Raw genomic sequence first — 16,125 nt, 5'->3', positions numbered from 1 at the left:
GGTAAGGCCAACGTCGTTGGCAACAGTACCATCGCCGACCCTCACGCCATCTCCAGAACCATTCAGCACGGCATACTTGGAGGCAAAGCTTGGCTGCGCAGCAGACAGTCCCAGAAAAATCAGTACTGACGCCAACGCCGAGAAAGTGAAAAACCTTTCAGAAGAACTGGCAGCAATATTCCTCGTCGCAGCAAGCGCCCCTAAAACACCCCTACGCATAGCTGATTTTCTGCGCACTCGCGCGATCTCTGATGCCACTACAAACCGGCCCAGTGAGCTGTTCCAGATCAATTGAAATACGTTATTCATGCTTCAACTCCACGGCGCAGCCAGAGGGAGGCATCAACACCCCGCATTGCTGCCTTTGCTGGGGGGGTTATCAGAGGATGCTTAAACTCATGATTCATACTGTGCCGAGGCAATGACAAAACGCCCCGCTGTTCAATTCCAGAAAATTTTCCCAATTGCTTCATAACATTACCTCTGACGCTTGGCTCACCGGAAAGCAACGATAGACTTCAGGACTGAACAGTCCTGCTCCCTGTAACCCAGGAAAGGATGAAATTTATTTAAATTATAATTAGCGCACATTTACTTTATTCAATATCACTTATAGAAAACAATACTCCAGAATCATAACCGCGACTTCTCTCACAAAGCCGCCTTGAAGAAAGCCATCTTAAAGAAAATCATAAACAATAAATCTTTAATAAACCCACCACTCCAAAAAAAGTTAAAACACCACCCAGGCTCGTGGTTTTATTCTCATTTATGATACAGTTCTCTCTATTAGCTACTGCTCTTTTAGCTGAATAGAAAAATCCTTCGCAACCATGACATGTAACACAAACCATCACATTGGTAACACTTTGTTACAATAGCTAGCAAACCTAGCGTACTGACTGCGCAAGGTCAAATTTTTTCAAGGATGGCCTGAACAACACGCTTACCTCTGGGTAAGCGGCTGTCCTGAGTGATTCAAGAACCTATTTATGCAGAAACGAGCTGAACTCCATGTAAACCACCGCCATTTCAGTGCACCTTCTGCAGAAAAAGCAGAGCATGCACTGACTTGTCCTACGCTGACCTCAAATGTTGGCTTATCAGCAGGTTGCTGAATCCTGCAAGCAGATAGAGTCGCTGGGTATTCTTGTACAGTCCCCCGTAGTGCACCATCGTGTAGCCAAACGCTATTTTATTATCTAGAACGGATGCTAGCCCAGGACATCACTTGCGCCTTGAGTCGCTCAAGCCGGTGCTCAACACTGTAGTCCTCCGGCAGGGTTCTTCATTTTCCGGAGCGCATGGCAATTCGCCAGCTGACCAGGCGCTTCTTACTATGCATCCTTGCTATGCAACAACTTGTCAGCGCTCGCAATATCGTGTTGATTCGCTGCCGTCGTATCGATTGAGTGAATAAGCTCCAGTTGATCATCCACGCCAATGTGCAGCTTTATACCGAAACACCACTGATTTTCCTTGTAGGTCTGATGCATGTCCGGGATCACGTTTTCCTGATCGTTTTCAGCTAGAACTCGGAGCTGAGAGGGTAGTGACATCAACGATGGTGCCTTCCTTCAGCATCAGGCCCTGGCTGGCCGGATGTTGATTTATCAACGTAAATATCTGTCAACCCAGGTCATGCTGCTCAAGCAAGTGGCGAAAATTCGGGGTCGTGGTTTCATCGGAAATGCGCTCCAACCGTAGCTCGGCAAAATGGCGCATGAACTCGATCTCGTAGAATCGCGGTTGTAGAACAGCTGCACACAGTGCACACGATGCATGCGCCAAGGGGTAAGGAGGACGCCTGTTCCTTCCCCTGGGGTAGAATCCGGCAATCTGCTTCTCGAGGCGAGTCTATGGGATCAGCGCATCCAGTTTCTCCAGGAATTGCTCACCTCAGGTCTTGCGCTTCCTGTGGCGATACTCCGGCATCCGCAAAACTGATCTGACCCACGTGCCATCCCGCTGTCGATGCTGAAATCATGCTTGAGGCTGGGGTATCCAGAGCGTCCCTGAACCTTTTGTCAAGGTACAGAGATACCCGGCCATTGAAGGCATTATGAATTGAAAATATCTATAGAATAGTGGCCTCGGAATGACAAAAACGAGAGACCCCATGGATTGGATGCAAACACTCTGGCTATGAAAAAACTTCAACGAAAAGCTGAATGACAATCGGCTTACATAACACTCTATATGTGCCTTGATGTGCCTTTCTGGTAAAAGGATGTCATCCGATATTTCGGTAAATAGCGAAACTTAAGAGAAAACTAAAATGAAAAACACAATAGAATACTCGATACTTTTCTCTTGCAGCCCATTACTTTTGACAGGCTGCTTTTCAGACGCCCTATGATCTCAAACGGTGTATCAATCTCGATTGTGTATCGCTTCGACAAAAGCACAGGCCACGGCATGCCTTGAAGGTGAAATCTCTAGGCTATACTGACACAGCTCATCCCAGACTTTGTACCTTTAAAACCTTGAATACTGTGAACTTATACGGTGACACCAACTGCCCCATCATTCACAAATGATGCCAGTGTGATGTGTGTCATGACTCACCAGCGACTCAACATATTCACTGACAGTACGAGCACAACGCCAGGCATGGAGTCGCAGCAGGAAAGCTCTTCACAGAACACCACTCAAGACAGCCTGCCGACCAGAAAAGAGGGAATAACCATCTATTGAAAATGAATCGCGGTTAGTCTTGTTGGTCCCAACGTTCTCTTGTCCATAGCTGGATACGAGCATGGCACTCGTTGAACGATACCTGACAGGCAATGCGAAGATGCCGATCCCTATTCTACCCGGAGGGAATGGGCCTCAATAAGAATAATACCAAGACTACCAAATGGCTCAAAGCCGCCGGGAAGAATATCGTTACGGCCCGGAACAACCTCGTCTTCTTCCGAGAAAATGGCCGTGGCGTTGAGCAGGGTCATACCCAAACCATCAGGTGGAGATCATCGCCAGGATGCAACAGAGCAGCACCTTGTACATCCTGGATAACGTTGATGGCTGGAGCCAAATCCACTCACCGTATGAAGATCAACTCGGCTGGATATCTTCCATTCTGCTGAAATGACGTCAGGCTCGCAATCACCACCCCATGGGAAGACCTGAAACCCGGCCAGCCCCCCACGGGAATGATCGAAATAGTTCAGCGTTTCTCGCCACTCACCTCAATATCGACACGACGATTGGGTTGTAAACAAGCCTTCAGTCCTGGCGTGCCCCGATCGCCGTCACAATGCTTCACCGGCTGACGTTCACCGACACCGCGACTCTGCATTGTCATTGGTGCGATTCCACTACTGACCAGGGCTGAACGGACCGTGGCAGCGCGCCGCTCAGACAATGCCTGATTATAAGCATCGCTGCCCAATCGGTCCGTGTGGCCTACGACCATGACGCTGGGCTCGACGAAGTCGTCACGAATACGCCCGGCCAGATCGGCTACCCGCTGCTGCCCTTCATGCGATAACTGGGCGCTATCGAAATCAAAAAGCGTATCGGCAGATAGTGTCATTCGAGTCGGCTCGCTCTCTTGAAGCTCAAGCAAGGCGGCACAGCTCGACTCACGCCAATGCATGCTCTCGGCCAGCATGTCAGCATCGAATTGCACCTGATACTGGCAGGTCATGTAGCCCCCATTGCTCGTGGGCAACTGGAAGATATAGTTCCACTCACGCACACCGAACAGTCCCTCGGAAAAGTGCGGGCGCCCAAGCAGATCATAGAGTTGGTCCTTGGATAGCCCAACCTGCATCTTGCGCAGATTCTCGATATTGACGTAGGTCCCCTCTTCCATCCATGCATCTCCCGGCTCCGGGAAGGTGACATCGTTCTGTGCTTCGGACATCGATGATGCCTGCTCATTCGCCGTCTGTACCGGCGATTCCGTGCCCATGGCACATCCCTGCAGCCCCAGAGTCAACAAACCAACGGCCCCCAAAGCCAGTATCATGCCGTGACGTGTTCCCAGTTCCATGCTCCCCCTCCTCGATTACCAGTGGAAACCCGCACCAGCACCGGCGCCGAAGTTACCTGTTGAACTGCTGGTTCAGCTCCTGCAGTTGCCCCACTTTGGCCGCATCGGTCGGGCCGTGCCAGGGGTCACGTTGTGAACTCGTCGTCCCTTCCTGCCCTAGCGTCACCGAGCTGTAATTCACGCTAACGTCGTTGATTCGACACGCGGTACATACAGAGCACCGGGATTCAAAGGCCATGTAAACGAGAGACTGGCTTAATCGATAACCCCCGACACTCCAATACCTATCGTGGCACCCGCTCGAGAGCCGGCGGCTCCTGCCGTCAAGCTCCAGCGTCCGTTATCTGCGGTACGACGGAAATTGAGACCTACTGCACTCTCACCACCGTGATAGCCACCTCCAACATGGTACGTCAGCTTACCTGGTACATAGGGTGCATCGCCCATGGCGGCGACACCCGCAATACCGGCGTTCGCATTGCGCTCAACCTCATCGATGCGGTTGCTGAGCCCACCGATCTGATGGTTGAACTGCTGGTTCAGCTCCTGCAGCTGTCCCACGTTAGCCGCATCAGTCGGCGCGGTGCCAGGCGCAACGTTGTGGATCTGCGTCGGTGTTCCTTTCTGACCAAACGTCACCGAGCTGTAATCCACGCTGCCGTCCGAGTGGCGATCATAGTTCACCGAGCCTGCCTGCACCGATTCCAGTTGGCGCACGTTGACCGCATCCGTGGCTTCAGTACCACCCGCCACATGGGTGATCTGGCGCTCACCGCCTTGACTACCCACTGAAACCGCACCCTGTGTCGAGGCGACAGATTCGTTGGAGAAGGCTTCCTCTGCACCATTCATCCCTTCGCGAGTTGCCTGCGAGCCAGCCCCCAGGGCCACCCCGCCGTCGCTCTCGGCTCGAGCTCCGTTGCCAACTGCCACGCTGTTATCGCCAGCGGCCACGCTCTCCGGCCCCATCGCCACGCTCTCGGCACCCTCAACACGCGCAGCCGCTGCTTCAGAGTTGGCCTTGAAGTACTTTGTCTCACCTGTTGCGAGGCTGTTGTTGATCTGGTTCTGAACCGCCCAAAGCTGGCTGCCGTTGACCACGTCACTACTGCCTTCAGACACTTCACCGTCCGCCAGATTAGTGATTGTGGTTCCTTCTCCACCCGCCAGGGTAACCGATTCATAATTGACGCTACCGTCGTCATTGGTATCGTACTTCACCGCCTGATCGGCCAACTCCCCAAGGTCGTTGCTGATGCTACTCACATCACCCTCGACATTGGTCACTCGGTCACCAAGCACACTGACGTCTCCCTCGACATCCCCCACTCGGTTATCGATGCTCTCCACTGCCTGATTGGTGGCATACAGCTGACTGCCATTTACCGCATCGGTGCTGTCGGCCGAAATTCGCCCTGCCGCTACGTGAGTAATCGTGCGTTCGGCACCGACGGACCCCACGCTGAGAGTACCGAGCGGTGCAGCGCCCGCAAAGGTGTAAGTCTGACCACCGATAGTAGTACCGGCGGTTCCGACAACTGCATCAGTTGTTGATGCAGCGCCGAGCGCTACACTGCCGGCTTCGCTGGCTGTGGCACCAGCGCCAATGGCGATGGCACCATCAGCCGTGGCTGTAGCATCCACCCCCGCGGCAATGGCATTCACGCCTGTCGCACCGTCGTTGGCGTAGTTGCCACCTTGAGTGCCGCCGTCGTTGACGCTGTAGTAGTGCACCTGCTCCCCTTCCAGGGCTTGCTGGGTTTCCCAAAGCTGACTGCCATTCACCACATCGGTGCTGTCTTCATTGATATCACCATCAGCAACCCCAGATATCTTGCCGCTGCCACCGTCGTTGATGGTCACATCGCCGAACTGCGGCGCATCCGCCATCTGCAGCTGGATGGCACCAGTAGCCGGATCGGTCACCGTCTTCAGGTTGGTGCCACTGAAGGTGCCATCGGCACTCGCCTCGCCGGTCACTGCCAGAGTCTGGCCCAGGTCACGATGGATGGTATCGCCGTCGTTACCCGAGAAGTTCATGCCCTCGGCAATCAACGCATCACCAGCCCCATCGACATACTGTTTGTTGACCGCATCGCCTTCATTTACCGGCGCGCCAACATTGGTGATGGTGTCACCGCCCATGTCGATGCCGTTGTCATTGAGCGTCGGGCCGTTGTTGATGGTCAGGCTGTTGTCGATCGTCACATCGTCCGACAGAGCGAAGGTCACGCTTTCCTCGGCACCATCGGTGGCGTTCTTGGCGATCACCAGGTTGCCATCGCTGTTGCTCAGATCCACTGTGTCGCCCGGCGCCACATTGGTGCCATCGGCGCCCTCGGCGGTCAGGTTCCAGCCGGTGTTGGCCACGTCGCTGACGTCGTTGAGCTGACTGACGTTGACCGCATCGTTGTCCTCAGTGCCCGCCGTGACGCCGGTAATCCTGCCGGTGTCGCCGTCGTTGATGGTCACATTGCCGAACTGCGGCGCATCCGTCATCTGCAGTTGGATGGCACCAGTAGCCGGATCGGTCACCGTCTTCAGGTTGGTGCCACTGAAGGTGCCATCGGCACTCGCCTCGCCGGTCACGGCCAGAGTCTGGCCCAGGTCACGATGGATGGTATCGCCGTCGTTACCCGAGAAGTTCATGCCCTCGGCAACCAACGCATCACCCGCGCCATCGACATACTGCTTGTTGACCGCATCGCCTTCATTTACCGGCGCGCCGACATTGGTGATGGTGTCACCGCCCATGTCGATGCCGTTGTCATTGAGCGTCGGGCCGTTGTTGATGGTCAGGCTGTTGCCGATCGTCACATCGTCCGACAGAGCGAAGGTCACGCTTTCCTCGGCACCATCGGCGGCGTTCTTGGCGATCACCAGGTTGCCGTCGGTATTGCTCAGATCCACTGTGTCGCCCGGCGCCACATTGGTGCCATCGGCGCCCTCGGCGGTCAGATTCCAGCCCTGGCTAGCGTTCTCCACCGCCTGGTTGGTAGCGAACAACTGACTGCCGTTGATGGCATCAGTGCTGCTCGCCGAGAGTCGTCCCGCCGCCACATTGGTGATGGTACGTTCATTGCCCACATCACCCACGCTCACCGTGCTTTGCGGTGCAGTACCGGCAAAGTCATAGTTGCTGCTGGCAATGGTCGTGCCCGCAGTGGCTACTGGCTCGGCAGTCACCGAGTTGCTGCCCAGCGCCACGCTCTGATCGTGGCTGACCGTCGCGCCCGCACCGAGTGCCACACCTTGCTCTGCCTCTGCCAGCGAAGAGGTGCCCAGTGCCATCCCGTCGGCCAGCATCACATGCGCGCCATCTCCGATGGCAGTGCCGCCCGGCGCCGTCATTTCCACAATCGCACCGTTCCCCATGCCAATACCGGCATCGCCGTTGACAACCGTCGCGGGCCCCACCGCGATACTCTCCGGACCAGCCGCGATGGAATCCGGTTGGGCCGAGTTGGCATGGAAGTACATGATCCCCGTATCGATCACCGAGCCGATCGCACCCTGCAACTGCCGCACTGTCACCGCGTCGTGTTCCTGAGTGCCATCCGCCACATTGGTGATCTGACGGTAGGCGTCGTCATAACCAACCGAGACCGCTCCCAGCAGTGTCTTGTCGGTGGTGTTGTAGGTGATGTTGGCACTCCCCGCCGGAATACTACCCGAAGCGGGAGCTACGGCTCGACTGGAGACCGAACCACTCCCCAGCGCCACGCTATCGAGAACGCGGGCGTCGGCACCGAAGCCCAATGCCATGGCACCATCGGCCGAAGCCAGGCTACCTACCCCACCGGCCATGGCGTTCACACCGGTAGCACCGTCGTTGTCATAGTTGCCACCGATCACGCCACCGTCATTGACGCTGTAGTAGTGAGCCTTGTTCTCGTTGAAGTAGTCGAGATTGACTGCATCGCCTCCATTCGTTGGCCCGCCGACATTGGTGATCCTGTCACCCCCCATGTCGATGCCGTTGTCATTGAGCGTCGGGCCGTTGTTGATGGTCAGGCTGTTGCCGATCGTGACATCGTCAGCGAGATCGAAGGTCACGTCTTCCTCAGCACCATCGGTGGCGTTCTTGGCAATCACCAGGTTGCCGTCGGTATTGCTCAAGTCCACCGTGTTGCCCGGCGCCACATTGGTGCCATCGGCGCCCTCGGCGGTCAGGTTCCAGCCGGTGTTGGCGGTCTGGTTGACCAGGTCCAACTGCTCCTCGGTGGCTGCTCGGCCTTCCGTCGCGAAGCCGGGATCGGTGAGTGTGGTGTTGGACAGGCCGGTGATCTCGTCGCTGGTGCCGTCCAGATTGATATTGCCGCTGGTCACGCCTCCCGCCGTCATCGCCGTGGTGGTGGTGCCGTCGGTTACCGTGGTACCGGTGGCCGTAGTGGAGGCCACATTGCCCGCGCCATCGTCCACCGTCAGGCCGTTGGTATCGAGCAGGCTGTCGCCCGCGGTGACGCTATCCACCGTGATGTCGTCGGCCAGATCGAAGATCACATCTTCCTCAGCACCATCGGTGGCGTTCTTGGCGATCACCAGGTTGCCGTCGCTGTTGCTCAGATCCACTGTGTCGCCCGGCGCCACATTGGTGCCATCGGCGCCCTCGGCAGTCAGGTTCCAGCCGGTGTTGGCGGTCTGGTTGACCAGGTCCAACTGCTCCTCGGTGGCTGCTCGGCCTTCCATCGCGAAGCTGGGATCGGTGAGTGTGGTGTTGGACAGGCCGGTGATCTCATCGCTGGTGCCGTCCAGGTTGATATTGCCGCTGGTCAGGCCTCCCGCCGTCATCGCCGTGATGGTAGTACCGTCAGTTACCGTGCTGCCGGTGGCCGTGGTCGTGGCCACGTTGCCCGCGCCATCGTCCACCGTCAGGCCATTGGTATCGAGCAGGCTGTCGCCCGCGGTGACACTGCCGTTGGCACCGAGATCGAGGTCTTCTGCGAGTTGCAGTTCGAGGGTGTCGGTGCCATCACCAACCACGCCGATATTGCCACTGGTCAACGTGCCCGCGGCACCGCCAGTGACGTTGAGGGTCTCACCAAGCTGACGATCGACGTTGCTGCCGCTGTCACCCGCGAAAGTCAGCGGGGTAGTGGCGAGATCCTCCACACCTTTCAACTGCGCCACATTGACCGCATCACTGTCTTCGGTACCCGCCGCGACTCCTGTGATCTGACGGAACACCCCGCCACCGGCATCGCCCACCGCCAGCGCCCCGGTAGTACTCTGGGTCGCGGCAATGCCCGCATCCAGGCCATCGGCGGCACCCGTGGCCGGGTTATAACCCGCAACGCCCGCACCGGTATCGGCAATCGAACCGTTGCCCAGCGCCACGCCCTCAGCCACGGTGACATCCGCGCCATTACCGATCACGAAGGCATCCGCTACATCGACATCGTTGCCATTACCGATGATACGGCTGCCATCGGCATCAGCGCCGAGGACGTTGTCATTACCGAAGGTGCCAGCGTTATCGGCAGCAATGGTGTTGTCGTTGCCCAGCGAATAGGAGCCGGACCCGGTGATCGTGGTCGGGTCGCCGATCGCACCGGAGTTATCGCCATCCACCTGGTTGCCGGTACCAATGCTGATGGCCTGCAACCCGTTGGCCTGCGCGCCCGAACCAATCGCGATGGCATCGTCGGCCATGGCTACGGCCCTGTTACCGATGGATACCGTACGGTCAGCCTCAACCCGAAGCGCCGGGTCGACATGCACCTGGGTGCCCGCATAGTGTCCAATGGCTACATTGTCGCTACCGGTTACTCGATTACCCGCAAAATGGCCTAAAGCCGCATTGCTGTCGCCAGTCACAATCCGACCGGCCCTCTCACCAACCCCGACATTGTAATCACCTTCGGAGGACCCACCCGCAAGCGCCCCGACACCCACGTTATTGAAACCAGTAACCCCGGCACCAGCGCTAATCCCCAAGCCAACGTTCTGACTCCCGGTTACCGATCGTCCAGTCTCATGGCCGATTGCAAGGTTGTTGATGCCGTCCACGCCCTCCCCAGCATTTTGACCGATCCCGACGTTGTCCGAGCCTGTCACGTTACGCCCAGCAGCCGTGCCGAAAGCCAGGTTCTCGGAACCTTCCACGTTCTGGCCGGCCATACGACCGTACGCGGTATTGGCGTTGCCGGTAACGTTCCGGCCTGCCGTGAAACCCGTGGCCACATTGAAGCTGCCATTGGCGCCGCGTTACTGGCCTGCCGAGCCACCAATGGCTATGTTATCCCGCCCACCGGTGCCAGCATTGGCACCCGCGCCATCACCGATCATGACATCACGAAACGCGGATGCTTCGGCGCCACTGCCCATCGCGATAGCGCCATCCGCCGTTGCCGACGCATCCACACCCGAGGCAATGGCATTGATGCCGGTGGCGCCATCGTTGGCGTAGTTCCCTCCCTGGGTACCGCCATCATTGACGCTATAGTAGTGAGCCTTGTTCTCGTTGAAGTAGTCGAGATTGACTGCATCGCCTCCATTCGTTGGCCCGCCGACATTGGTGATCCTGTCCCCCCCCATGTCGATGCCGTTGTCATTGAGCGTCGGGCCGTTGTTGATGGTCAGGCTGTTGCCGATCGTGACATCGTCAGCGAGATCGAAGGTCACGCCTTCCTCAGCACCATCGGTGGCGTTCTTGGCGATCACCAGGTTGCCGTCGGTATTGCTCAGATCCACCGTGTCGCCCGGCGCCACATTGGTGCCATCGGCGCCCTCGGCGGTCAGGTTCCAGCCGGTGTTGGCGGTCTGGTTGACCAGATCCAACTGCTCCTCGGTGGCTGCTCGGCCTTCCGTCGCGAAGCCGGGATCGGTGAGTGTGGTGTTGGACAGGCCGGTGATCTCGTCGCTGGTGCCGTCCAGATTGATATTGCCGCTGGTCACGCCTCCCGCCGTCATCGCCGTGGTGGTGGTGCCGTCGGTTACCGTGGTACCGGTGGCCGTAGTGGAGGCCACATTGCCCGCGCCATCGTCCACCGTCAGGCCGTTGGTATCGAGCAGGCTGTCGCCCGCGGTGACGCTATCCACCGTGATGTCGTCGGCCAGATCGAAGATCACATCTTCCTCAGCACCATCGGTGGCGTTCTTGGCGATCACCAGGTTGCCGTCGCTGTTGCTCAGATCCACTGTGTCGCCCGGCGCCACATTGGTGCCATCGGCGCCCTCGGCGGTCAGGTTCCAGCCGGTGTTGGCGGTCTGGTTGACCAGATCCAACTGCTCCTCGGTAGCCGCACGACCTTCCGTCGCGAAGCCGGGATCGGTGAGCGTGGTGTTGGACAGGCCGGTGATCTCGTCGCTGGTGCCGTCCAGATTGATATTGCCGCTGGTCAGGCCTCCCGCCGTCATCGCCGTGGTGGTGGTGCCGTCGGTTACCGTGGTACCGGTGGCCGTAGTGGTGGCCACGTTGCCCGCGCCATCGTCCACCGTCAGGCCGTTGGTATCGAGTAGGCTGTCGCCCGCGGTGACACTATCCACCGTGATGTCGTCGGCCAGATCGAAGGTCACGTCTTCCTGAGCACCATCGGTGGCGTTCTTGGCGATCACCAGGTTGCCGTCGGTATTGCTCAGATCCACCGTGTCGCCCGGCGCCACATTGGTGCCATCGGCGCCCTCGGCGGTCAGGTTCCAGCCGGTGTTGGCGGTCTGGTTGACCAGATCCAACTGCTCCTCGGTAGCCGCTCGGCCTTCCGTCGCGAAGCCGGGATCGGTGAGCGTGGTGTTGGACAGGCCGGTGATCTCGTTGCTGGTGCCGTCCAGGTTGATATTGCCGCTGGTCAGGCCTCCCGCCATCATCGCCGTGGTGGTGGTACCGTCGGTGACCATGGTGCCGGTGGCCGTGGTGCTCGCCACATTGCCCGCGCCATCGTCCACCGTCAGGCCGTTGGTATCGAGCAGGCTATCGCCTGCGGTGACGATATCCACCGTGATGTCGTCGGCCAGATCGAAGGTCACGTCTTCCTCAGCACCATCGGTGGCGTTCTTGGCGATCACCAGGTTGCCGTCGGTATTGCTCAGATCCACCGTGTCGCCCGGTGCCACATTGGTGCCATCGGCGCCCTCGGCGGTCAGGTTCCAACCGGTGTTGGCCACATCGCTGACCGCGGCCAGTTGATCCTCGGTGGCCGCCTGCCCGGAGGTGAAGCTATCCGGGTCGAAGGTCAGGTTGCTCAGCTCGTTGATGGTGCCGCCACCCCCGGTATTGACCGTCACATCGCCGAAGGTCGGCTGATCGGTCATCACGATCGCGAGCCCATCCGTGCCATTGGCCACCGTGCTGATATTGGTGTTGCCGCTGGCATCCGCACCGCCATTCAGGTTAAGCGTCTGCCCCAGATCGCGGTGCACATCGGTACCGCTGTCACCGGCGAAGTTCAGCCCCTGATCGGTCAGGTTCTGACTGGCCAGGTCCAACTGCTCCTCGGTGGCTGCTCGGCCTTCCGTCGCGAAGCCGGGATCAGTCAGCGTAGTGTTGGACAGTCCGGTGATCTCGTCGCTGGTGCCGTCCAGGTTGATATTGCCGCTGGTCAGGCCTCCCGCCGTCATCGCCGTGATGGTAGTACCGTCAGTTACCGTGGTGCCGGTGGCCGTGGTGGTGGCCACGTTGCCCGCGCCTTCGTCCACCGTCAGACCGTTGGTATCGAGTAGGCTGTCGCCCGCGGTGACACTATCCACCGTGACATCGTCGGCCAGCTCGAAGGTCACGTCTTCCTGAGCACCATCGGTGGCGTTCTTGGCGATCACCAGGTTGCCATCGCTGTTGCTCAGATCCACTGTGTCGCCCGGCGCCACATTGGTACCATCGGCACCCTCGGCGGTCAGGTTCCAACCGGTTTTGGCGGTCTGGTTGACCAGATCCAACTGCTCCTCGGTGGCTGCTCGGCCTTCCGTCGCGAAGCCGGGATCGGTGAGTGTGGTGTTGGACAGGCCGGTGATCTCGTCGCTGGTGCCGTCCAGATTGATATTGCCGCTGGTCAGGCCACCCGCCGTCATCGCCGTGGTGGTGGTGCCGTCGGTTACCGTGGTACCGGTGGCCGTAGTGGAGGCCACATTGCCCGCGCCATCGTCCACCGTCAGGCCGTTGGTATCGAGCAGGCTGTCGCCCGCGGTGACACTGCCATTGGCGCCAAGGTCGATATCTTCGGCAAGTTGCAGCGCGAGAGTGTCGGTGCCATCACCGACCACGCCGATATTGCCATCGGTCAGCGCGCCTGTGGCACCACCGGTGATGTTGAGAGTCTCACCGAGTTGACGCTCGACGTTGGTACCACCATCACCAGCGAAGGTCAGTGAGGAGGTAGCGAGGTCCTCCACACCTTTCAACTGCGCGACATTGACCGCGTCAGTGTCCGAGGTGCCTGCGGCAACCCCGGTGATCTGACGCGTCACATCGTTATCGGCATCGCCGACACTGATGGTGCTACGTGTGCTCAGCCATGTGCTGGTGGTGTCAGTGCTCGCACCACCAGTCACCGGGTCATATCCAGCGACCCCACCGGCAGTATCCGCCGCAGACTCACTGCCCAATGCCACGCCACCATCAACGGTCACATCGGCATTGTTGCCGATGATAAAGGCATCGGCGGCAGAGATCGGCGTGGTTGAAGTGCCATTGCCATTACCGATAACGCGGCTGCCATCGGCATCAGCGCCGAGGACGTTGTCATTACCGAAAGTACCGGCGTTATCGGCAGCAATGGTGTTGTCGTTGCCCAGCGAATAGGAGCCATCCCCGGTGATCGTGGTCGGGTCGCCGATCGCACCGGAGTTGTCGCCATCCACCTGGTTGCCGGTACCAATGCTGATGGCCTGCAAACCATTGGCCTGCGCGCCCGAGCCAATCGCGATGGCGTCGTCAGCCGAGGCCAGTGCCCCGTTACCGATGGATACCGTGCGGTCAGCCTCTAGCCGAAGCGAGGGATCGGTACCACGCCCAGCACCCGTGCCAAGGGCGAGATTATTGCTACCTTCCACGTTCTGGCCGGCCGAACGGCCGTATGCGGCATTGTTATTTCCAGTAACGTTCTGGCCGGCCATGAAACCAGTGGCCACATTGAAGCTACCGCTATCTCCACGCCCCTGGCCCGCAAATCCGCCGATAGCAATGTTGTCTCGCCCACCGGTGCCAGCATTGTCACCCGCACCATCACCGATCATGACATCACGAAGCGCGGATGCTTCGGCGCCACTGCCCATCGCGATAGCGCCATCCGCCGTTGCCGACGCATCCACACCCGAGGCAATCGCATTGATGCCGGTGGCGCCATCGTTGGCGTAGTTGCCGCCCTGCACACCATTGTCGTTGACGCTGTAGTAGTGCGTTTCACTGGCCTTTAGCTGGGCGATATTGACTGCGTCGGTGTCCGAAGTACCTGCGGCAACCCCGGTGATCTGACGAGTCACATCGTTATCGGCATCACCGACACTGATGGCGCTATTTGTGCTCAGCCATGTGCTGGTGATGTCTGTGCTCGCAGCCCCGGTCAACGGGTCATATCCGGCGACCCCACCGGCAGTATCCGCCACCGACTCACTACCCAATGCCACGCCACCGTCGACGGTCACATCGGCATTATTGCCGATGATGAAAGCGTCGGCTGCAGAGATCGGCGTGGTTGAAGTGCCATTGGCATTACCGATAATGCGGCTGCCATCGGCATCAGCGCCGAGGACGTTGTCATTACCGAAGGTGCCGGCGTTATCGGCAGCAATGGTGTTGTCGTTGCCCAGCGAATAGGAGCCAGCCCCTGTGATCGTGGTCGGATCACCGATCGCGCCGCTTCCCGTACCACTGACGTCATTACGCAAACCAATGCTGATCGACTGATTGCCTGAAGCGATGGAACCGGTGCCTATCGCAATGGCATCGACACCACTCGACGTGGCCTCTCCTCCCACGGCAATACTGTTGACACCGTCCGCACTGGCGCCACGCACAGCGTTACCGCCAATCGCCGTTGCACCACCGGCGAGTGCCTGCGCCCCCTGGAAGGACCCAGGCTCACCACCGCCCCCCAACGCCGTGGCATTGGGCCCCTGAGCACTGGAGAAGTTACCGAATGCGGAAGCACCAACACCACTGGCAGACGCGCTGTTACCAACCGCTGCCGAGTTACGAGCACTTGAGGCCGCAAAATTTCCCAGAGCCAGAGAGAAGTCCGCAGAGGCATTGGTGCTATTCCCCAATGCCGTGGCCGCAGCCCCCATCGCATTGCTCTTGAACCCAATGGTAACAGCGGAAATACCATCATCCCTTCCGAATACCGTGGCTTCCTGGCCAATCGCGATATCTCCCGCCCCCGCTGCCAAAGCCTGTCCACCCAGCGCAATGGAACTTTTCCCTTTTGCCTGCGCACCACGGACGTTATCAGCACCGATGGCGATGGAATGCGAGCCGGAGGCAATGGTCGAATTCGCCACCGACAGCGGCGTTGTGCCATCCCCACCGGCAGCACCGATCGCAATCGCGTTGAGTGCCGTGGCCTGGCTACCAAAGCCCAGAGCGGTAGCCGCCGTCTGTGTCGCACGGGTTTCCAGGCCGAGCGCGGTGGCCCATTTGGTCGCCTGGCTATTGAAGCCGACAGCAAGACCGCCAGCGCCCCTTACCTCGGAGAATGTGCCATAAGCCGTCGCCGCGAGTTGATTGTTACCGTCGGCATTACATCCTGCCACCGTAGAGTAGGTGCCGGAACCATCCACAGGATCGCTATTTGTTGCCCCAGTGGTTAGTCGGCCTACCTCCGTTGACCCCCCACTCGAATTACAAGTGGCGCCATCGTTGGCGAACTTCCGAGCCAAGGCATCATCACTGCCGCCCAACCCCATGGCGAGCACGCCACTCAGAATGACACCACCGGCAATGCCCCGCGACACCGTCGACTTACCCGAGGAACGCGCCATCTCAGAGGCAATGACAAAGCGACCCAATGTGCGGTTCCAGATGATTCTGAAGACTTGATTCATAGCATTACCTCTGACGCCTGCTTTATCGTCAAACAGCAATAGGTTCGGGACCGAACACCTTGTGCCTTGAAGTCCAGGGGGATATATACGCTTTCTTTACATTATGATTAGTGGATATGGCTGTTACTAAAAACTAGTGCCGATACAATGAG

At 58.6% G+C, this 16,125-nt stretch carries 5 protein-coding genes and 1 pseudogene; all 6 read right to left on the bottom strand.

The genetic code is table 11. The features are described 5' to 3' along the window. Nucleotides 1-192 precede the first annotated feature (192 nt). Nucleotides 193-309: pseudogene (locus AR456_RS21810) on the bottom strand (ESPR-type extended signal peptide-containing protein); the annotation flags it as partial. A gap of 1,028 nt (nucleotides 310-1,337) precedes the next feature. Then, the gene (locus tag AR456_RS21470; protein WP_021816956.1) at nucleotides 1,338-1,559 is read right to left on the bottom strand and encodes a transposase; all 222 of its coding nucleotides are present in this window, start codon (nucleotides 1,557-1,559) and stop codon (nucleotides 1,338-1,340) included. A gap of 1,248 nt (nucleotides 1,560-2,807) precedes the next feature. Then, on the bottom strand, nucleotides 2,808-2,951 hold the full coding sequence (locus tag AR456_RS21260) for a hypothetical protein (RefSeq protein ID WP_021816954.1): 144 nt from the start codon (nucleotides 2,949-2,951) through the stop codon (nucleotides 2,808-2,810). A 218-nt stretch (nucleotides 2,952-3,169) separates the two neighbouring features. Further along, nucleotides 3,170-4,000, bottom strand: a complete 831-nt coding sequence (locus tag AR456_RS09385; protein ID WP_021816953.1) for an OmpA family protein — start codon at nucleotides 3,998-4,000, stop codon at nucleotides 3,170-3,172. Between the two features lie 255 nt (nucleotides 4,001-4,255). Continuing rightward, nucleotides 4,256-10,183, bottom strand: a complete 5,928-nt coding sequence (locus AR456_RS09380; protein ID WP_156405780.1) for a YadA-like family protein — start codon at nucleotides 10,181-10,183, stop codon at nucleotides 4,256-4,258. Between the two features lie 24 nt (nucleotides 10,184-10,207). Continuing rightward, a complete protein-coding gene (locus AR456_RS09375) occupies nucleotides 10,208-15,973 on the bottom strand; it encodes an ESPR-type extended signal peptide-containing protein (protein WP_056932999.1) in 5,766 nt (1,921 codons plus the stop codon). Nucleotides 15,974-16,125 lie beyond the last annotated feature (152 nt).

Origin of the sequence: Halomonas huangheensis (genome assembly GCF_001431725.1) — a bacterium.
In the GTDB taxonomy this organism is placed as follows: domain Bacteria; phylum Pseudomonadota; class Gammaproteobacteria; order Pseudomonadales; family Halomonadaceae; genus Halomonas; species Halomonas huangheensis.
The sequence above is the reverse complement of the archived record's forward strand: the minus strand, read 5'-3'. Positions and strand labels throughout refer to the sequence as shown.

Bases quoted from the DNA above. Each gene is read 5' to 3' on its own strand.
- AR456_RS09385 (WP_021816953.1), bottom strand. From the start codon at position 4,000: ATGGAACTGGGAACACGTCACGGCATGATACTGGCTTTGGGGGCCGTT.
- AR456_RS21260 (WP_021816954.1), bottom strand. From the start codon at position 2,951: ATGACCCTGCTCAACGCCACGGCCATTTTCTCGGAAGAAGACGAGGTT.
- AR456_RS21470 (WP_021816956.1), bottom strand. From the start codon at position 1,559: ATGTCACTACCCTCTCAGCTCCGAGTTCTAGCTGAAAACGATCAGGAA.
- AR456_RS09375 (WP_056932999.1), bottom strand. From the start codon at position 15,973: ATGAATCAAGTCTTCAGAATCATCTGGAACCGCACATTGGGTCGCTTT.